General features: G+C 73.7%; 19 protein-coding genes. 5 read left to right on the plus strand and 14 right to left on the minus strand.

The genetic code is table 11. The features are described from left to right. Window positions 1-46: 46 nt before the first annotated feature. From J2S46_RS18270 to J2S46_RS18300, 7 genes are all read right to left on the minus strand, one after another. A complete protein-coding gene (locus J2S46_RS18270; RefSeq protein WP_229912327.1) occupies window positions 47-1,615 on the minus strand; it encodes a DoxX family membrane protein in 1,569 nt (522 codons plus the stop codon). 211 nt (window positions 1,616-1,826) lie between these two features. Next, entirely contained in the window at window positions 1,827-2,822 is a 996-nt protein-coding gene (rlmB, locus tag J2S46_RS18275) for a 23S rRNA (guanosine(2251)-2'-O)-methyltransferase RlmB (RefSeq protein WP_073924497.1), read from the minus strand. Between the two features lie 121 nt (window positions 2,823-2,943). After that, entirely contained in the window at window positions 2,944-4,338 is a 1,395-nt protein-coding gene (gene cysS, locus J2S46_RS18280) for a cysteine--tRNA ligase (protein WP_191288822.1), read from the minus strand. A gap of 107 nt (window positions 4,339-4,445) precedes the next feature. Next, window positions 4,446-4,841, minus strand: coding sequence for a PPOX class F420-dependent oxidoreductase (locus J2S46_RS18285; RefSeq protein WP_073924499.1), 396 nt, complete (start codon window positions 4,839-4,841; stop codon window positions 4,446-4,448). A 152-nt stretch (window positions 4,842-4,993) separates the two neighbouring features. Then, entirely contained in the window at window positions 4,994-5,518 is a 525-nt protein-coding gene (gene ispF, locus J2S46_RS18290) for a 2-C-methyl-D-erythritol 2,4-cyclodiphosphate synthase (protein WP_191288823.1), read from the minus strand. After that, window positions 5,508-6,230, minus strand: coding sequence for a 2-C-methyl-D-erythritol 4-phosphate cytidylyltransferase (gene ispD, locus J2S46_RS18295; protein WP_191288824.1), 723 nt, complete (start codon window positions 6,228-6,230; stop codon window positions 5,508-5,510). The genes ispF and ispD overlap by 11 nt, the downstream gene beginning before the upstream one ends. 192 nt (window positions 6,231-6,422) lie before the next feature. Beyond that, complete coding sequence (locus J2S46_RS18300) at window positions 6,423-6,905, minus strand: CarD family transcriptional regulator (protein WP_030244332.1); 483 nt, start codon at window positions 6,903-6,905, stop codon at window positions 6,423-6,425. 545 nt (window positions 6,906-7,450) lie between these two features. Between J2S46_RS18300 and J2S46_RS18305 the strand changes: the two genes are divergently transcribed. Next, window positions 7,451-8,128: a DUF461 domain-containing protein gene (locus J2S46_RS18305; RefSeq protein WP_191288825.1), complete on the plus strand. Its 678-nt coding sequence runs from the start codon at window positions 7,451-7,453 to the stop codon at window positions 8,126-8,128. A 99-nt stretch (window positions 8,129-8,227) separates the two neighbouring features. Here the strand turns inward: J2S46_RS18305 and phoP are convergent, their stop codons facing one another. Further along, window positions 8,228-8,923 carry a two-component system response regulator PhoP gene (gene phoP / locus J2S46_RS18310; protein ID WP_073924503.1) on the minus strand — a complete coding sequence of 232 codons (696 nt, stop codon included), beginning with the start codon at window positions 8,921-8,923 and terminating at the stop codon, window positions 8,228-8,230. Continuing rightward, on the minus strand, window positions 8,920-10,203 hold the full coding sequence (gene phoR, locus J2S46_RS18315; RefSeq protein WP_229912330.1) for a two-component system sensor histidine kinase PhoR: 1,284 nt from the start codon (window positions 10,201-10,203) through the stop codon (window positions 8,920-8,922). The genes phoP and phoR overlap by 4 nt, the downstream gene beginning before the upstream one ends. A 303-nt stretch (window positions 10,204-10,506) precedes the next feature. Between phoR and phoU the strand changes: the two genes are divergently transcribed. Together phoU and J2S46_RS18325 are read left to right on the plus strand one after the other, a co-directional pair. Next, entirely contained in the window at window positions 10,507-11,187 is a 681-nt protein-coding gene (gene phoU, locus J2S46_RS18320; RefSeq protein WP_073924505.1) for a phosphate signaling complex protein PhoU, read from the plus strand. Window positions 11,188-11,518: 331 nt separating this feature from the next. Beyond that, window positions 11,519-11,695 carry a hypothetical protein gene (locus J2S46_RS18325; RefSeq protein WP_191288826.1) on the plus strand — a complete coding sequence of 59 codons (177 nt, stop codon included), beginning with the start codon at window positions 11,519-11,521 and terminating at the stop codon, window positions 11,693-11,695. A gap of 237 nt (window positions 11,696-11,932) precedes the next feature. Here J2S46_RS18325 and J2S46_RS18330 read toward each other — a convergent pair whose 3' ends face one another. Together J2S46_RS18330 and J2S46_RS18335 are read right to left on the minus strand one after the other, a co-directional pair. Then, on the minus strand, window positions 11,933-12,520 hold the full coding sequence (locus J2S46_RS18330) for a lytic polysaccharide monooxygenase auxiliary activity family 9 protein (RefSeq protein WP_073924506.1): 588 nt from the start codon (window positions 12,518-12,520) through the stop codon (window positions 11,933-11,935). Window positions 12,521-12,807: 287 nt separating this feature from the next. Then, window positions 12,808-13,566, minus strand: a complete 759-nt coding sequence (locus J2S46_RS18335) for a phosphoglyceromutase (protein WP_191288827.1) — start codon at window positions 13,564-13,566, stop codon at window positions 12,808-12,810. 148 nt (window positions 13,567-13,714) lie between these two features. Between J2S46_RS18335 and J2S46_RS18340 the strand changes: the two genes are divergently transcribed. After that, complete coding sequence (locus J2S46_RS18340) at window positions 13,715-15,049, plus strand: MDR family MFS transporter (protein ID WP_191288828.1); 1,335 nt, start codon at window positions 13,715-13,717, stop codon at window positions 15,047-15,049. A gap of 19 nt (window positions 15,050-15,068) precedes the next feature. Here the strand turns inward: J2S46_RS18340 and J2S46_RS18345 are convergent, their stop codons facing one another. Next, complete coding sequence (locus tag J2S46_RS18345; RefSeq protein WP_191288829.1) at window positions 15,069-15,632, minus strand: type III secretion system chaperone family protein; 564 nt, start codon at window positions 15,630-15,632, stop codon at window positions 15,069-15,071. A gap of 122 nt (window positions 15,633-15,754) precedes the next feature. Further along, on the minus strand, window positions 15,755-17,059 hold the full coding sequence (mshA, locus tag J2S46_RS18350) for a D-inositol-3-phosphate glycosyltransferase (protein WP_229912422.1): 1,305 nt from the start codon (window positions 17,057-17,059) through the stop codon (window positions 15,755-15,757). Window positions 17,060-17,478: 419 nt separating this feature from the next. On the opposite strand from mshA, the gene J2S46_RS18355 reads away from it, so the two are divergent. Further along, window positions 17,479-18,309: a class I SAM-dependent methyltransferase gene (locus J2S46_RS18355; protein ID WP_191288830.1), complete on the plus strand. Its 831-nt coding sequence runs from the start codon at window positions 17,479-17,481 to the stop codon at window positions 18,307-18,309. 183 nt (window positions 18,310-18,492) lie between these two features. Here J2S46_RS18355 and J2S46_RS18360 read toward each other — a convergent pair whose 3' ends face one another. Continuing rightward, window positions 18,493-19,128, minus strand: a complete 636-nt coding sequence (locus tag J2S46_RS18360) for an O-acetyl-ADP-ribose deacetylase (RefSeq protein ID WP_370882199.1) — start codon at window positions 19,126-19,128, stop codon at window positions 18,493-18,495. Window positions 19,129-19,241: the final 113 nt, after the last annotated feature.

The following is a 19,241-nucleotide window of genomic DNA, read 5'->3' on the forward strand; positions in this document are numbered from 1 at the left end:
GGTGGTGTTCCCTCCGGGCCGGCGTCGGTGAGGTGGAGACCGTCGATCAGGTGGAGACCACCGTGCCGGGCCGGGCCCGGCCGCCCTGCTGGGCTCCCAGGGCCGGCAGCTCCGCCAGCGGCGCGCTGCCCAGGACGCCGCCCAGCAGGCCGGAGCCGGGGCTGCTCTGGCTCGGCCTGGGCGCCGTGCCGCCGGGGGCGGCGGTGCGGCCGCTGGACGAGGTGCCGGCGGCGGGGGCGTTCGGCGTCCCGGCCGAGGGGGCCGCGTCGGTCTTGCCCGACCGGGGCTTGGCACTCTGGCTCGCCTTGGGCGAGGCGGGGGCGGAGGCCGACGGTGAAGCGGTCGGGGTGGGCGGGTGCGAGACGGTGGGCGAGGGCTTGCCGGTCGGGGTCGCTGCAGGGCTGGGCGCCGTCGAGGCGGTGCCGGGCCAGAGCGGGGTGCCGTAGTCGCTGCTGGGCGTGGCCGGGCCGGGGGCCGGGCGGCCGCCGGTGCGCACGGCGGCGCCGAGCATCGAGCCGAGCAGCAGGGTCAGCCCGACCACCAGGGAGGTGATCACGGCACCCCGCCGCAGGACCCGCCGGCGCAGGGCGCCGGGCGCGCCGGCCCCGTACCGTCGCCAGGCCTCCAGGGCGAGCCGTCCGTCCAGCGAGCCGAACGGTGCGCCGGCGATCAGCAGCGGACTCCAGGCGGCCAGGAAGATCAGGTCGGGGGTGTCGTAGACCGGCACCGACCGCCAGCTCACGGTGAACAGCAGCGCGGCGGAGAGCAGCATCGCGGCACCGGCCGCGAACCGCTGCCAGAGACCGAGGATGGAGAGCACGCCGACCACGATCTCGGTGAAGGCCACACCGAGACCGGCGCCCACCGGGTGGGCCATCGCGAAGGCCAGCAGCGGCTCGGCGACCCGCCAGGGGTGCAGCGAGGCGAGCCAGCGCATCATCGAGCCGCGGTCGCCGCCGTCGAAGTACACCGGGTTGCAGAGCTTGCTGAAGCCCGCGTAGACGGAGAGCGAGCCGAGCAGCACCCGCAGCGGGAGCAGCACGAGGCCGAGGTCGACGCGGCGGCCCGGGTACCAGGCGTGCTTGGAGTCGCCCGCCGCGACGGCGGAGACCTCCGGCAGCTCGCCGGCCGGTGTCCAGGGCCTGGGCGCGCCGGCGCCGCTGGGCCCGGCCGGCGAACCCGGCTGGCGCGGCACGGTCGACGAGCCGCCGTAGGGCGGGATCAGCTGGGTGTCGTCGTCCGCCCGGGTGCCCTGGCCGCCGCGCTCGCCGGCGGGGGCGGGCACGGTGCTGAGGCGCACGGCCTCCAGCAGCCTGGTGGCCGCCATGTCGCCGGGAGCGGCCTGGCCGGTCCAGGTGACGGCGGTGACCCGGCCCTTGCGGCGGGGGGCACCGACGGCCGCGCCCGCGAGCAGCGGGACCTCGGCCGTGTCGACCACCACCTGCGGGGTGACCAGCGGGCGCCGGATGAAGCCCTGGGAGGCGTACGGGTCGCCGAAGGCCGCGCCGTAGGCCAGCAGGTCGCTGGGCGCGTCGATCAGCGGCGCCACGGGGGCGCCGAGTCTGAGCCGGAAGCTCGCCTGGGTGCTGCTCAGCCGGGCGGGGTCGGACGGCACCTTGACCGTGTTGAGACCGGGGCCGGAATCTATCCCCGCCGTGCCGCCCTGCCCGGGGAACCGAGGTGTTCTGGTGTCCACACCCGTCTAACCGGGTGACGGCCGGTTAGGACACTCTCCCGGGTGGATTCTTGGCGGCCACTTGAAGTGATCATGAGAAAAGCGATCGGGCCCGGTCAGGCCCGATCGCTTTCACCCAAACCCGTGCAGGTCAGGAGGTCTTGGAGCGCAGCCGGGCGGCCTCGTAGAGCACGATGCCCGCCGCGACGCCGGCGTTCAGCGACTCGGTGGCACCCGGCATCGGGATCCGCACCCGGATGTCGCAGGTCTCCGAGACCAGCCGGGACAGGCCCTTGCCCTCGCTGCCCGCGACGATCACGACCGGACCGGTGAGCGCCTCCAGCTCGCCGACCTCGGCCTCGCCGTCGGCGGCCAGGCCGACCACCAGGCAGCCGGCCTTCTGGTAGGCCTCCAGCGCGCGGGTGAGGTTGGTGGCGCGCGCCACCTGCAGGCGCGCCGCCGCGCCCGAGGAGGTCTTCCAGGCGCCCGCCGTCATGCCGGCCGCCCGGCGCTCGGGGATGACCACGCCGTGCGCGCCGAAGGCGGCGGCGGAGCGGACCACCGCGCCGAGGTTGCGGGAGTCGGTCACGCCGTCCAGCGCCATGATCAGCGCGTCCTCGCCGAGGTCGGCCGCGACGCCCAGCAGGTCCTCGGGGTGGGCGTACTCGTACGGCGGGACCTGGAGCACCAGGCCCTGGTGGTTCAGGCCGCCGGTCATCTGGTCCAGCTGCGGGCGCGGGGCCTCCATCAGCGGGATGCCGCGCTCGTTGGCGGCCTGGAAGGCCTCGCGCACGCGGTCGTCGGTGTCGATGAACTGCATCACGTAGAGCGCGGTGGCGGGCACCCCGCCCTGGAGCGCCTCGACCACCGAGTTGCGACCCACCACCAGCTCGGCGGCGCCCGCGCCACCGCGGCCGCCGCGCCCGCCGCCACCGCTGCGGCGCATGCCGGCCCGCGACTTGGCGTCCATCTCGCGCTTCACTGCCGCGTTGGCCTGGCGCTGCTTGATGTGACCCTTGCGGGCCGAGGCGGGCGGCGTCGGGCCCTTGCCCTGCAGTGCCTTCCGGCTGTGGCCGCCGGTCCCGACACTCGCGCCCTTCTTCGATCCGGGGTTGCGACGGTTCCTGCGTGCACTGTTGCCGGCCATGGCTGTCATTCCTGTCTGTCTCGCACGCCCGACGGCGACTCCGTCCGCGACCTGCTCTGCGTCATGTGGATGGGCCGCACCGATCCGGTACGGCCCACCCTCACCCCTTCAGCGCGAGGGGTTACTGGTTGTTGATCGTCCAGCGCGCGCCGGACGGGGTGTCCTCGATCGCCAGCCCGGCGAGGCCGAGCTGGTCGCGGATGGCGTCCGCGGTCGCGAAGTCCTTCCGGGCCCGGGCCGCCTGCCGCTGGTCCAGGACCAGACGGACGAGCGAGTCGACCACACCGTGGAGGTCCTCGCCGCGGTCCGCACCGGTCCACTGCGGGTCCAGCGGGTCGAGGCCCAGCACACCGAGCATCGCACGGACCTCGGCCAAACGTGCTACCGCGCTCTCCTTGTCGTCCGCCGTCAGCGCGCTGTTCCCCTGCCGGACGGCGGTGTGCACGATGGCCAGCGCCTGCGGGACGCCCAGGTCGTCGTCCATCGCCTCGGCGAAGGCCGGCGGCACCTCGGGGGCCGCCTCGACCACGCCGCAGCGCTCCACGACGCGCTGGACGAAGCCCTCGATCCGGCCGAAGCCGGCCTCGGCCTCGCGCAGCGACTCCTCGCTGTACTCGATGGTCGACCGGTAGTGCGGGGCGCCCAGGTAGTAGCGGAGCACGATCGGGCGCCAGCGCTGGACCATCTCGGAGACCAGCACCGAGTTGCCGAGCGACTTGCTCATCTTCTCGCCGCTCATGGTGACCCAGGCGTTGTGCACCCAGAAGTTCGCGAAGTCGTCGCCGTAGGCCTTCGACTGGGCGATCTCGTTCTCGTGGTGCGGGAAGATCAGGTCGAGCCCGCCGCCGTGGATGTCGAAGGCGCTGCCCAGGTACTTGTGCGCCATCGCGGAGCACTCCAGGTGCCAGCCGGGACGGCCGTTGCCCCACGGGGTGCTCCAGCTCGGCTCGCCCGGCTTGGCGGTCTTCCACATCGCGAAGTCGCGCTTGTCCCGCTTGCCGGTCTCGCCCTCGCCCTCCGGCTGGCGGAGGTTCTCCAGCTTCTGGTTGGAGAGCGAGAGGTAGCCGGGGAAGGACTTGACGTCGAAGTAGACGTTGCCCTCCGCCTCGTAGGCGTGGCCCTTGGCGATCAGGACCTGCATCATCTCGATCATCTCGGGGATGTGCCCGGTCGCGCGCGGCTCCACGGTGGGCGGCAGGCAGCCGAGCACCGAGTAGCCGTCGTTGAAGGCGCGCTCGTTGGCGTAGGCGATCTGCCACCACGGCGTGCCGAGCTCACGCTCCTTGGCGATCACCTTGTCGTCGATGTCGGTGACGTTGCGGGCGAACGTGACCTGGTAGCCGCGGTAGGCGAACCACCGCTGCATGATGTCGAAGTTCAGGCCCGACCGGATGTGCCCGATGTGCGGGGCCGCCTGGACGGTGGCGCCACACAGGTAGATCGAGACACAACCCGGTACAAGCGGGACGAAGTCGCGTACCTGGCGGGCGTCGGTGTCGTACAGGCGAATGCTCACAGCGTCAAGCGTAGTGGGCACAGGGGGGTGCCCCGCGACATTCTTGGATGTCAATGCTGCCGCGGGGTCGTTACGCACATGTGGCCTACCGGAGGAGCGCCCTCCGGTCAGAGGTTTCCGACCACCTTGCGGGGGGTCAGCCGGACCACGACGCGCACGGCGTCGGGGGTGTCGTACGCGTACTTCGGCTTGCCGCGGTACTTGAGCTCCAGCTCGTCGATCAGCTCCCGGCCGCCCTCGTGGCTGAAGGTGACCTCGCCGCGGACCTCCACGTAGGAGTAGGGGTCGTCGGTCGGGTAGATCACCAGGGAGATCCGCGGATCCTTGAGCAGGTTCAGGTGCTTGCGCCGGCCTTCGACCGTGGAGAACAGCAGGTCGTCGCCGTCCCGCTTGATCCAGACCACGGACGCCTGCGGGCTGCCGTCCGGCTGCACCGTGGCGATCACCGCGAAGGCCTTGCCGTCGATCACTGCCTTCGCGCGGTCTGAGAGTTGCGCTGCCATGGAGCCTCTTCTCGTTCACTCGACGGTCGGGGTCGAGGGTTGGCGCAGCACCGACCGGGGTGTGCCGACCCTGGAGACCTCCGCCTTGGTCAACTGCGCTGAACACGCGTCACCGATGCTTCATTCCCCGGTCGTTCGCCCCTCGGAGGGATTCACTCCGACGAGTGGCCGGGCACCCGGTAGACCAGCGCGGTGGCGATCGCCGCCAGCCCCTCCGCCCGACCCGTCAGGCCCAGACCGTCGGTGGTGGTGCCGGAGACCGAGACCGGCGCGCCGACCGCCGCGGAGAGCGCCTCCTGCGCCTCCGCCCGGCGCTTGCCGATCTTCGGGCGGACGCCGATCACCTGCACCGCGACGTTCCCGATCTCGAAGCCGGCCTCCCGGACCAGCCGGGCCGCCTCGCCCAGCAGCCTCACCCCGGACGCGCCGGACCACTCGGGCCGGTCGGTGCCGAAGTGCGCGCCGAGGTCACCGATGCCGGCGGCCGAGAAGAGCGCGTCGCACGCCGCGTGCGCGGCGACGTCCGCGTCGGAGTGACCGGCCAGGCCGAACTCGGCCCCCGGCCAGTCCAGGCCGGCCACCCGCAGCGGCCGGCCCGCCTCGAAGGCGTGCACGTCGGTGCCGATGCCGATCCGGGGGATCGGCGGGAGCGGTGCGGTCTGCGGTTCAGAAGCCATCGGAGGCCCTCCGTCGGGCGAGTACGGCCTCGGCGAGCACGAGGTCCAGCGGGCGGGTCACCTTGAAGGCCTCCTCGTGGCCCGGCACCACGACCACCCGGCCGCCGTAGCGCTCGACCAGGCCGGCGTCGTCGGTGACCGGCGGCAGCCCGCCGTCGGCCTCCTCGGCCAGCGCGTCGGCGTGCACCCGCGCCAGCACGTCGCGGCGGAAGCCCTGCGGGGTCTGCACGGCACGCAGCGTGGAGCGGTCGGGCGTGTCGAGCACCGGCTCGGGCGTTCCGGCGGCCTGCGGCTCGACCCGCTTCACGGTGTCGGCCAGCGGCACCGCGGGGACCACGGCCTCGGCCCCGGCCCGGACGGCGGCCGCCACCGCGTCCACCACCTCCACCGGGACGAGCGGGCGGGCCGCGTCGTGCACCAGCACGATCCCGACCTCCGCCGGGATCGCCGCCAGCCCGAGCCGCACCGACTCCTGGCGGGTCGCCCCGCCGGGCACCACCCTGACGTCCTTGCCCTCCAGGCCGTGGCTGCCGAGCAGCGTCACCACCTCGGCCACCCCCTCGGGCGGCGCGGCGACCACGACCAGGCCGACGGCCCGGCTGCGGGCCAGCGCGCGGACGGCGTGGACCAGCAGCGGCACCCCGCCGAGTTCCCGCAGGGCTTTGGGGGCTCCGGGCCCCAGCCGCTCCCCGCGCCCGGCGGCGGGCACCACTGCTGCTGCGACTGCTGCTGCCGTGTTCAGGTTTCACTCCTTCGGCGAAGTGGGTATGGCCATGGCGTGCACGACGGACGCGACCCCTTCCGGACACGCCTCAGCGCCCGAAGTGCCACTGCACCACATCGGGGAGCGTGTGCACCCTGAGCGGCGCGCCGGCATCGGGCGCTGTGAACGTGGAACGCGGAACTACGAGGCCAGCACCTCGTCGAGCAGCGTCTCCGCCTTGTCCTCGTTGGTGTTCTCGGCCAGCGCGAGCTCGCTGACCAGGATCTGGCGCGCCTTGGCGAGCATCCGCTTCTCGCCCGCGGACAGCCCGCGCTCGCGCTCGCGACGCCAAAGGTCGCGCACAACCTCGGCGACCTTGATAACGTCGCCCGAAGCAAGCTTTTCGAGGTTCGCCTTGTAGCGGCGGGACCAGTTGGTCGGCTCTTCGGTGTACGGTGCGCGAAGCACCTCGAAGACCCGGTCCAGACCCTCCTGGCCGACCACGTCGCGCACACCGACGAACTCTGCGTTCTCGGCGGGCACGCGCAGCGTCAGGTCACCCTGCTGCACCTTCAGCACCAGGTAGGTCTTGTCCACACCTTTGATCTGGCGAATTTCAATGGCCTCGATCAGCGCAGCCCCGTGATGGGGGTAGACCACCGTGTCGCCAACCTTGAACGTCATGTGACAGGACCCCTTCCGTGGCTTTCCAGAATAACACGCTTTTCGGCGCACCCGAAGGGCGTTTTCGCAGGTCAGGGCCGGTCTCGGGGCTTGACAAGCACCCCCATGACGTGCTGCGACCGGTCGTCGACGGAGGCTTCCCGCAGGTCGGAGGCGGTTCCGACGCCGGGCGAAACGTGCTGCAACACTCGCGAAACCATGATTGGATCTTGAGTTTTCGCTCTTTATTCCGCCGTTTCCCGATCGTGATCCGATCTTGGTCCCTGGCGGCCCGGCTGGCCCGGGCCTGGTTCGTGGGCGGCGAATCCTCCGGCGCGGCGCACGGAGGCATCCGGGGGCGTGCACGCCACGCCCGCACTGCTGCGGCTCCGCGGGACATCCGCTCGACCGGGTCCGGCCCCGCCGGCGCCCGCTCCGCCCGCCCGTCCGCCGGCGGCCCGGCGGACTGGGCCCGCGACACGGGGCCACCCCATGAGGAGCGGATAACAGCGGTCGGTAACCTGGGCCCTGACCATCCGAAACGTGACCAAGGAGAAGCCGCCGCCGTGAGCCGCAGCCTTCGACGCGGCAGCCTCGCCGCCATCGCCGCCATCGCCATCGCCTCGCTGTCCGCCTGCGCGGCCGGCAACAACGCGGAGACGCTGGAGGTCAAGCCGGACAACACGTCGGTGACCCTCGGCACCGACCTCAGGCTGAACAACATCGTCGTCGTCACCGGGGACGAGACCTCGGGCGAGCACACCGGGCCCGCCAACGTGACGGTGAACATCAGCAACACCGGCGCCGCCCCGGCCAAGCTGCAGTCCATCAACGTCGAGGGCGGCGGGACCGCGACCCTCACCGACCCGAGCGGCGCGCCCCTCAAGGAGCTGATCATCAAGCCCGGCGACGCCGTGCTGCTCGGCGGCCCGGGCCAGCCCACGGCCCGTCTCGCCTCGGCGACCCTGCAGGTCGGCGGGTTCGTGCCGACCACCTTCGCCTTCGAGCAGGCCGGCCAGGTCCAGGCCGAGGCCGCCGTGTACGCGAACTTCGGCTACTACAAGGGCTTCGGTCCGACCGCGGCGCCCGTCGCCCCGGCCTCGCCGTCCGCCTCGCCCTCGGCCGCCGGCGCGGCGAGCCCGGCCGCGGCCCCCAGCCCCACCGCAGGCGGCACGGCCGCGGCCGGTGCCAAGCCCACCGGCCCTGCCACCGCCTCGGGCAGCCCGCTCGCCGCCGCGCACTGACCCGCCCGCGGCAACCGGACGACGCGACGGCCCCCGCTCCCCTCCGAGGGGGCGGGGGCCGTCGTACGGGGCGCGGGGCTCCGACCGTGCGGCGCGCGGTTACGGCTCGAACTTGTAGCCGAGGCCGCGGACCGTCACCAGGTAGCGCGGGGCACCCGGGTCCGGCTCGATCTTGGCCCGCAGGCGCTTCACGTGGACGTCCAGGGTCTTGGTGTCACCGACGTAGTCGGCGCCCCAGACCCGGTCGATCAGCTGCATCCGGGTCAGCACCCGGCCCGCGTTTCGCAGCAGCATCTCCAGCAGGTCGAACTCCTTCAGCGGCAGGTCGACCTTGGCGCCGTCGACCGTCACCACGTGCCGGTCGACGTCCATCCGGACCGGGCCGGCCTCCAGCGCGCCGGGGCCGCCGCCGTCCGCGCCCGGTCCGCCGTCCTCGCCGCGGCGGCGGAGCACCGCGCGGATCCGGGCGACCAGCTCGCGGGTCGAGTACGGCTTGGTGACGTAGTCGTCCGCCCCTATCTCCAGGCCGACCACCTTGTCGATCTCGCTGTCCTTGGCCGTCACCATGATCACCGGCACGTTGGAGCGCACCCGCAGCTGACGGCAGACCTCGGTGCCCGGCAGGCCCGGGAGCATCAGGTCGAGCAGGACGAGGTCGGCGCCGTTGCGTTCGAACTGCTCCAGGGCGTCCGGCCCGGTGGCGGCGATGGCCACCTCGAAGCCTTCCTTGCGGAGCATGTACGAGAGGGCGTCGCTGAACGACTCCTCGTCCTCGACCACCAGTACTCGGGTCACTTTCGGGCCTCCGGGGCAAGCTGGGGGGTTGTGGATGACAGGGGGTGGGCGGACGGCTCGCCGGGGAGCGGCCCGTCGGTGGGGGCCTGCCCGGCGGGCAGCCGCACGGTGAAGGTGGAGCCCTGGCCCTCGACGCTCCAGACCGAGACGGTGCCGCCGTGCGAGGCGGCCACGTGCTTGACGATGGAGAGGCCGAGGCCGGTGCCGCCGGTCTGGCGGGAACGGGCCGGGTCCACCCGGTAGAAGCGTTCGAAGACCCGCTCGCGGTCCTTCTCGGAGATGCCGATGCCCTGGTCGGTCACCGAGATCTCGATCAGCTCGCCGTCCGCCTCGCCGAGCGCCGCCGCGCTGGAGATCCGGCGGGTCGCGATGGCCACCCTGGTCCGCGGCGGGCTGTAGTTGACCGCGTTCTCCACCAGGTTGCCCAGCGCCGCGGCCAGCTGGCCGCGGTTGCCGTGCAGGTAGAGGCCGGCGATGCCGCCGGCCGCGATGTGGATCTGCTTGGCGGCGGCCTGCTGGCGGCAGCGGTCGATGGCCTCGGCGATCAGCTCGTCCACCGGGACCGGCTCCGGGTCGACCATCAGCCGGTCGTCCTGGACCCGCGAGAGGTCGATGATCTCCTGGACCAGGCTGGCCAGCCTGGTCGCCTCGATCTGCATCCGGCCGGCGAAGCGCTGCACCGCCTCCGGATCGTCGGAGGCGTCGGCGACCGCTTCCGAGAGCAGCGAGAGCGCGCCGACCGGGGTCTTCAACTCATGGCTGACGTTGGCGACGAAGTCGCGGCGCACGGCCTCCACCCGGCGGCGCTCGGTGAGGTCCTCGACCAGCACGAGCACCAGGCGGGAGCCGAGCGGCGCGACCCGGACGGAGACCGCCAGCGGGTCGGCGGCTCGGGCCACGCCCGGACGGGGCAGTTCCAGCTCCGCCTGGCGGATCTCCCCGTCGCGGCGGGTCGCCCGGGCCAGCGAGAGCATCTGGTCGACGGCCACCGCGCCGCCCCTGACCAGGCCCATCGCGTAGGCGGCGGAGCTGGCCTTGACCACCTCGTCGCCGTCCCCGAGCACGATCGCGCACGAGCGCAGCACCGAGAGCACCGTGTCCACGCCGGGAGGCAGCGGGGACTCCTGGGTGCCGGTGGTGCCGTTCGCGTTCTTGCCGCTGCTGCCGTGCCGGTCGCGGGCCTGTTCGCGTTCGCTCCAACGGAAGGCGATGGCGGCCGTGAGGCCGACGCCGAGCCCGGCTATGGCGCAGGCAGCGGCGGCGGCCACATTCACGTCCATGTGGCCAGCGTAAGCGCATCCCGCAGGCCCTCCCCCAGGGTCCGATCAAGGCATCGGCCTGACGTTGCCGAGAATTCACCTTCAGGTAGCCCTCGATTCACCGGCCGGCGCGGGCCTCTTCGCCCGGACGGCCCAGGGTGGTGACACGGCCCGTGTGGGACGGGGCAGCGGCAGCGGACTTCCCGCCCGCCGCCCCTGGTGCGCGCGTACGATTCGCGCCACCAGCAGCGGCCGCCCCGCCAGTCCCCGGACTGCGGGGCGACCGGTCGGCACCGCCACCGACACAGCTTCTGAGGAGAGAGCATGCGCGACGCGTACCACGAGGAACTCGACTCGATCGGCGACAGCCTGGTCGAGATGGCCCGGCTGGTCGGTTCGGCCATGGGCCGCGCCACCACCGCGCTGCTCGACGCGGACCTGGCGCTCGCCGAGAGCGTGATCGCCGCCGACGAGAAGGTCAACGCCCTCCACCACGACCTGGAGAACCGGGCGATCGACCTGCTCGCCCGCCAGCAGCCGGTCGCCACCGACCTGCGGATCGTGGTCACCTCGCTGCGGATGAGCGCCGACCTGGAGCGCTGCGGCGACCTGGCCCGGCACGTCGCCAAGGTCGCGCGGCTGCGCTACCCGGCGTCGGCCGTGCCCAACGACCTGCACCCGATCGTCCTGGAGATGGGCCAGCTCGCCCAGCGTCTGGTGGCCAAGGCCGGCCTGGTCATCGCCACCAAGGACGTCGACGCGGCCCTGGAGCTGGAGCGGGACGACGACGCCATCGACGCCCTGCACCGCGAGCTGTTCGCGCACCTGATCGACGACCGCTGGCAGCACGGCATCGAGACCGGCGTGGACGTCACGCTGGTCGGCCGCTACTACGAGCGCTTCGCCGACCACGCGGTCTCGGTGGCCAAGCGGGTCGTCTACCTGGTGACGGGCGAGCACGTCGAGGAGTTCGTCGCCTCGGGCGAGGCGGCAACCTCGGAGTAGGACCGGGCGGCCCGTGGTGGGTGAATGGAGGGGCGGCGTCGGGGTGGCCGCATCGCGGGGGCCGGCGAAGGCGGGCCGGGGGCGCCTCCGGCCGGGGGCCGGGGGCGTGACCGCGGCGACGGCCGCCCGGCCGCCCGGGGGTGGCCGGGGGGCGTACGCACCCCGTCGCCTCCCACCACGGGCGGATCGCTCTAAACCGCGGGCGGCGGTGGTGGGGAAGCACGGCAGGCCGGGCCCCCACCTCCGCGCGCCCGTTGACGCTCCCCGGGCGCGACGCTTCACTCGAGGTGTAGGCACAGAAGTGTGCCCGTCACGAGGAGGGTCCAGCACCATGAAGGCAACCCCCACCCGGCCGGCGCCGCCGGTCCGTACTCCCGAGTCCACCACTCCCCGGTTGCTGCCCGTCCTCGCCGCCGGTTGCGGCTGCGGTCCCGGCTGCGGCTGCGGCTGCCAGAGCGGCGCGCCCTGCCAGTGCGGCGGCGCGAGCGGCGGCTGCTGCGGCCACTGAGCCGCCCGGCACCCGGTTCGGCCCCGGGCCGCCCGTGATCGGGCGCCGGCACCTCACGGTGGGTGCGGGCGGGTGCGGGAAAGACCGAAGGCCGGCCGAGGTGCCACCGCTCAAGGCGGGGCACCCCGGCCGGCCGCGGTCTGCCCGGACCAGGCTCAGGACCAGGCCCGGGACAGCCTCGGACCGCACCCGCGGGCTCTCAACGCGGGGCCGGCCTGCTCGGAGCGGTCAGCACGCTCAGAACGTGAGATCGGTGCAGGAGTAGAACGCGTTGCCGGTGTCGGCGATCTCCCAGACCGCGACGACGACCTGGTGCCCGGTACGGCCGGTGGGCAGGGTCGCGGAGTGGCTGAGCGTGGTCGGCGGCTGGGCGCCGTTGTAGGGCACGGTCAGGAAGGGCGTGAGGTCCAGGTTGGCCCGGGTCACCGGCTGGGTGGCGTTGTAGCCGGCCTTGGTGAGGAAGTACCGGAACGACGTGGTGGCGTGCCGCGCGGTGAACTTCCAGGTGAAGGTGAGCTTCTGCCCCGCCGTCACCTTGGTGCTGGGCCAGTTGCCGCCGCGCGGGGCGTCCAGCTGGGCGAACCGGGAGTTGCCGCCCGCACAGATGGTGCCGTCGGACGGGCCGCCGGACGGGAAGCCCTTCGGGCCCTCCACGCTCTGCGGCTCCCACTGGATGTCACCGCAGCCGGTGACGGTACCCGCGGCGCACAGGGCGGCGCGGCTGGGCGGGGTCGAGATGTAGCCGTGCGACTGGGCGGGGAACGCGAGACCCAGCGGGACGGCGGCGGCCGCCAGGGTCGCCGCGAGAACATGACGTTTGCGCATGGTGCTCCTCCGTGGGGGTGGATGAACACGCCGGACACAGGCCGCGTGTGGGGAGCGGCCGACAGCGTTCGTTGGCATGCCTGCGCCAGGCCAGTACCCCCACGCTAGAAGCCGGGACACTCGAGCGTCAATGGTCTGAACCATTTTGGGACGCGACTCATTGACGGACGGTCAGCAGTCGGGCACCGCAAGGGCACCCGGTGGCCGCGGCCACGCCGCCGGGAACGCGAAACGGCCCCGCTCCCCGGACGGGGGGAGCGGGGCCGACCGGCCGAAGGAGGTTCGGACTACTTCTTGCCCTGGTTCTTGACCGCCTCGATGGCCGCCGCGGCGGCGTCGGCGTCGAGGTAGCGGCCGCCCTTGGCGACCGGCTTGAAGTCGGCGTCGAGCTCGTAGACCAGCGGGATGCCGGTCGGGATGTTCAGGCCCGCGATGTCCTCGTCCGAGATGCCGTCGAGGTGCTTGACCAGCGCGCGCAGGCTGTTGCCGTGGGCGGTGACCAGGACGGTCCTGCCGGCGGCGAGGTCCGGGACGATCGCGTCGTACCAGTACGGCAGCATCCGGTCGACGACGTCCTTGAGGCACTCGGTCCGCGGACGCAGCTCGCTCGGGATCTCGGCGTAGCGGGCGTCGCCGGCCTGCGAGTACTCGTTGTCGTCGGCCAGCACCGGCGGCGGGGTGTCGTACGAGCGGCGCCAGAGCTGGAACTGCTCCTCGCCGAACTCGGCGAGCGTCTGGGCCTTGTCCTTGCCCTGCAGGGCGCCGTAGTGGCGCTCGTTCAGCCGCCAGCTGCGGCTGACCGGGATCCAGTGCCGGTCGGCCTTGTCCAGCGCGATCTGCGAGGTGCGGATGGCGCGGCGCAGCAGCGAGGTGTGCAGCACGTCGGGGAGGAAGCCTTCGGCGGCGAGCAGCTCGCCACCGCGGGCGGCCTCCTTCTCGCCCTTCTCGTTGAGGTCGACATCGACCCAACCGGTGAACAGGTTCTTCTGGTTCCACTGGCTCTCGCCGTGGCGGAGCAGGATCAGTCGGTAGGTCGTATCAGCCATGACCCCCAGCTTAGTGGAGGCGATGTAAGGGACTGACAGGCGCCGGGGCCTCTGTGTAATGTGTGCGCATCGCCAGAGCCACTTACTGTCCCGATGTCCGGTCCACCCCGTACCGCTCACCGTGACACCTGCCGTCCGGGAGCCCCGCATGCCCGTCCCCGCCCGAATCAGCAGCACCGCGCGGGAGACACTGGGCGGCCTGCCGCGCCAGTTCTGGTGGCTCTGGACCTCCACCCTGGTCAACCGGCTCGGTGGATTCGTGGTCACCTTCCTGGCCCTGTACCTGACCGCCGACCGCGGGTACTCGGCCTCCTACGCCGGCCTGGTCGCCTCGCTCTTCGGGCTGGGCTCCGCCGTCGCCGCGATCGGCGCCGGGGTGCTGACCGACCGGGTCGGGCGCCGGCCGACCCTGGTCACCGCCCAGCTCGGGACGGCGGTCTTCACCGCGGTGCTGGGCCTCTCGGACGGCCTGGTGGCGATCGCCGTGGTGGCCTTCCTGGTCGGGCTCTTCAACAACGCCTCCCGGCCCGCCGTCTCGGCGATGATCGCGGACCTGGTCCCCGCCGCCGACCGGGTCCGGGCCTACTCGCTGAACTACTGGGCGATCAACATCGGCTTCGGGGTCTCCGCCGCCGCGGCCGGCCTGATCGCCACCCACGGCTACCTGACCCTCTTCCTGCTGGACGCGCTCTCCACCCTGCTCTGCGCGGTGCTGATCTTCGTGAAGATCCCGGAGACCAGGCCCGACGCGCCCGCCGCCCGCCCGGACGAGCCGGCCGTCGGCCTGGCCACGGTGTTCCGCGACACCCGGTTCATGACCGTGGTCGGGCTCAACGTGCTGCTGGCCCTGGTCGCCCAGCAGGGGAGCACCACGCTGGCCGTCGACATGGGGCAGGCCGGGATCTCCAGCACTCGGTACGGGCTGGTGATAGGCCTCAACGGTCTGCTGATCGTGCTGCTGCAGATCCCGATGACCCGGCTGATGGAGGGCCGCGACCGGACGGCCCTGCTGGTCGCCAGCGCGCTGCTGACCGGCTGGGGCTTCGGACTGACCGCCCTGGCGGGCTCCTCCGCGATGTTCTTCGCGGTCACCGTCGCGGTCTGGACGATCGGCGAGATCATGAACGCGCCGACCATGATGGGCCTGGTCGCCGAACTCTCCCCGACCCACGCGCGCGGGCGCTACCAGGGCGTCTACTCGCTCTCCTGGTCGCTGGCGTCCTTCCTCGGCCCGGCCGTGGGCGGTCTGCTCCTGCAGTACGCGGGCGGCGGCGCGGTCTGGGGCGCCTGCGCGGTCTGCGGAACGCTCGCCGCGGCGGGTCACCTGGTGATCGGCCGCCGGACGTCCACGCCACCGGCGGCCCCGGAGGCGGCCGGAGCGCCCGCGGTGGTGCTGCCGAAGCAGCTGACCGCGGACGGGGCCCCGGACGGCGCCGGCCCCGCCGACAGCACGGCCGGCGGCAGCAGGGACACCGGCGCCTGAGGCCCGGCCGGGCGCGCGCTCAGGCCGGGGCCGGGCCCTCGGCCGGAGCGGCCTCGCCGGCCGTCGTCGAGCCGGGTCCGCGGGGCCCGGCGAGATGGGCGAAGGCGTCGAGGTTCCGGGTCGACTCGCCGCGCTTGGTGCGCCACTCCCACTCGCGGCGGATCGCGGAGGCGAAACCGAGTTCGAGCAGGGTGTTGAACGGCTCGTCCGCGCTCTGCAGCACCGTGCCGAGCAGGCGGTCCACCGATTCGGGGGTCAACGCCTCCAGCGGCAGTCGGCCCGCCAGGTAGACGTCCCCGAGCGCGTCGATCGCGTAGGCGACGCCGAACAGCTTGGTGTTGCGCTCCAGCAGCCAGCGGTAGACGCCCTCGTGGTTCTCGTCCGGGCGGCGGATCACGAAGGCGTTCACGGACAGCGTGTGGTCGCCGACCCGCAGCGCACAGGCGGTGCTCAGTTTGCGGACCCCAGGCAGGGTCGCGACCAGCGTGAACGGGTCGGTGGCGGCGGGCTCCCAGGCCACCCCGGCGTCGTCCAGGGCGGTACGCAGGAGGGTCAGGGCCTCGTCCTTGGTGCGGATTGCCATGGGGGTGACGTTACTCGCCGGTACCGCCGGGGCGCAGCAACCGGCGTCGCACGGCCCCGGCGCGGGGCCCGGCGAGCCGCCCGTGGCGGCCGCCCGGCCCCGGCGTCAGCCGCCCCCGCGGGTCAGGCCAGCCGCAGGCGGGAGCCGGTGAGCCGGGCGGCGGGCCGCCCCAGGCTGCCCGCGTACACCTCGGCGGTGCCGGCGGCGGCCGCCCCCCAGCCGAACTCGGCGGCGTGCCGGGCGGCGGCCCGGCCCCGGTCGCGGACCAGCCCGGGCTCGGTGGCGTAGGGCTTCAGCGCCCGGGCCCAGTCCCCCGGGTCGTGCCCGGCCACCAGGGTGCCCGTCACGCCGTCGCGGACGGCGACCGGCAGGCCGCCGACGGCCGCGGCCACCACGGGCGTGCCGCAGGCCTGCGCCTCCAGGGCGACCAGGCCGAAGGACTCGCTGTACGAGGGCATCACCAGGGCCGTCGCGGCGCGGTACCAGTCGGCGAGGCGGTCCTGGCCGACCGGCGGGTGGAACCGGACCACGTCGGTGATGCCGAGCTCCGCGGCGAGCTTGTGCAGGCTCTCCGGCTTGGCCAGACCGCTGCCCGAGGGGCCGCCGACGATCGGGACGACCAGGCGCTCGCGCAGCCCGGGCTCCCGGTCCAGCAGCACCGCGACCGCCCGCAGCAGGACGTCCGGGGCCTTCAGCGGCTGGATCCGGCCCGCGAACAGCAGCACGGCGGCGTCCTGCGGGAGGCCCAGCCGGGACCTCGCGGCCCGCTGGTCCCCCGGGCGGAAGACGTCGAGGTTCACCCCGGGGTGGACGACCGCCAGCTGGTCGGGCCGGGCGGCGTAGTGCAGGGCCAGCTCGGCCGCCTCCTCGGCGGTGTTGGCGATCAGGCGGTCGGCGGCCTCGACCACCTGGGTCTCGCCGATCACCCGGGCCGGCGGCTCGGGGCTGTCGCCCTCGGCCAGCGCGGCGTTCTTGACCTTGGCCATGGTGTGCATGGTGTGCACCAGCGGCACGCCCCAGCGCTGCGCGGCCAGCCAGCCGACCTGGCCGGAGAGCCAGTAGTGCGAGTGGACGAGGTCGTAGTGCCCGGGGCGGTGGCCGGCCTCCGTCCGCAGCACCCCGTGGGTGAAGGCGCACAGCTGGGCCGGCAGGTCCTCCTTGATCAGGCCCTCGTACGGCCCGGCGGTGACGTGCCGGACCAGCACGCCCGGGGCCAGCTCGACGGTGGGGGCGTCGTCCGAGCAGACCGCCCGGGTGAACACCTCCACCTCGATGTTCAGCTCGGCGAGGCGCTTGGCCAGCTCGACGATGTAGACGTTCATCCCGCCCGCGTCGCCCGTACCGGGCTGGTGCAGCGGGGAGGTGTGCACGCTCAGCATGGCTATCCGGCGCGGCCGGCGCGACCTCCCGCCGACCAGCGTCTGCAGACGGCCGCGGCCTGGCTGGCCCTGGACACGACGAACCGAACGGACGGGGTCCTGGATCACCTGGCTGAAGCCTCCTCTGTGCTCCCCCACTTCCTGCTGCCACTGCCGTGCCGCGGCGACGCTGCCGCGTGCCGCCGCCCGGCGCGGCGCTCCCCCCGTGCCTGCGCAGCACTGCACAGGCCCGGTCGTGCCGCCCCGGTGCCGCCTCGCCGCTCGCCCGGAGCCGGCCGCCGTCTCGGGCCACCGTTCCGCGGTCACGGCCCGGCGCGCACCGTCTCGCGCACACCGGTGGGCGGCGTCTGCCGGCCGTGGGGCCGACCGGGCGCACGTCGCCACCAGTGTGCCAACCACGCGCCTTCGGCCCGCATTCCCGTCCCACTCCATGAGATCCGCCGCAGGTCGGCGCGTACCCTGCTGTGATGGCCGCTTCCTTCGATCCCGCACCTCCGACGGCCCGGGGCCGGGCGGCCCGACCGGTCGGAACGGTCACCCGCGGCACCACCAACACCAACCGGCTGCGGCGGATGGACCGCTGGATCGCCCACACCCTCGGCCCGGCGCTGCGGGCGCCCGACCGGCCGCCGGTCGCGGTCGACCTCGGGTACGGGGCCGCGCCGTGGACGGCGGTCGAGCTGTCCGCCCGGCTGCGCGCCGTCCGGGCGGACGTCCGGGTGGTGGGGATCGAGATCGAGCCGGAACGGGTGGCGGCGGCCCTCCCGTACGCGCTGCCGCCGCTGCTGACCTTCCGCCGCGGGGGCTTCGAGGTGCCGCTGGACGGCGGCGCGCCCGCGCAGCTGATCCGGGCGGCCAACGTGCTGCGGCAGTACGAGGAGTCCGCGGTGGCCGCCGTCTGGGACCGGCTGCGCGGGCGGCTGGCGCCCGACGGGCTGCTGGTCGAGGGCACCTGCGACGAGATCGGGCGGCGGCACGTCTGGGTCGCGATCGGCCCCGAGGGCCCCCGGACGGTCACCTTCGCGGCGCGCCTCGGCGGCCTCGGGCAGCCCTCCGACCTGGCCGAACGGCTCCCCAAGGCGCTGATCCACCACAACGTGCCCGGCCGGCCGGTGCACGCCTTCCTGGCCGATTTCGACCGGGCCTGGGCGGCGGCCGCGCCGTACGGGGCGTTCGGGGCCCGGCAGCGCTGGGTGGCCGCCTGCACGGCGCTGAGCGGCAACTGGCCGCTGGTGGACGCGCGCGGCCGGTGGCGGCAGGGCGAGGTCACCGTGCCCTGGACGGCACTGGCGCCGTAGCCGCGGCCCGGGCCGGGCCGGGCCGCGGCCGGGCCGTCCGGGCCGTCCGGGGCCGCGGGAACGCGGCCGTCGCAGGCCCGGCAGGCGCTCCGGGCGCAGCGCTGGTGAGCGAGTGCGGGGATTCACTCGAACGAGTTATCGAATTGCTCTGGCGTGTTGACGTCCCGTCACGCCACCATGGGGTCAGCCCTGCCGCTCCAGTGCCCGCAAGGCCCGGTCGAAGGCCGCGTACGACTCCGCCCCGAACAGGACGAACCGCACCTCCGCCGGTGCCGGGGCGTCCTCCCCCTTGTCCCCTTCCTCCTGCCCCCTGTCCTCCTCCTGCTCCCTCTCCCGCCCCTGCCGCTCTCCCCCGACCTCTTCGCCCCGCGGACCGAAGCCCGCGTCCGCCACCGTGGCGAGCGCGATCCGGGCCGCGTCGTCCAGCGGCCAGCCGTACACCCCGGCCGACACCGCGGGAAAGGCCACCGTCCGCGCACCCAGCTCCGCCGCGACCCGCAGCGACTCCCGATAACAGGAGGCCAGCAGCTCAGCCCGACGTTCGTAGTCCTCGGCCAGGTACACCGGCCCCACCGTGTGCACCACCCAGCGGGCCGGCAGCCGCCCGGCCGTCGTCGCCACCGCCCCGCCAGTCCGCAGGCCCCTGCCGTAGTGGGAGGCCCGCAGCGCCCGGCACTGCGCCAGGATCTCGGGGCCGCCCTTGCGATGGATGGCCCCGTCGACGCCGCCGCCTCCCAGCAGCGAGGAGTTCGCGGCGTTCACCACCACGTCCACCTGCTGTTCGGTGATGTCACCCTCGATCAGCGTGATCAGTGTCAACGCGCCGTCCTCCCGTCAAGGGCCCCGATTCGCCGGGCCGTCCACCTCGTTCACGCTATCCGGACCAGTCGGCACCGGCGTGGCGATAGCCACACCGAAGCCGACGAGCCACA

Origin of the sequence: Kitasatospora herbaricolor (assembly GCF_030813695.1) — a bacterium.
Lineage (GTDB): Bacteria > Actinomycetota > Actinomycetes > Streptomycetales > Streptomycetaceae > Kitasatospora > Kitasatospora herbaricolor.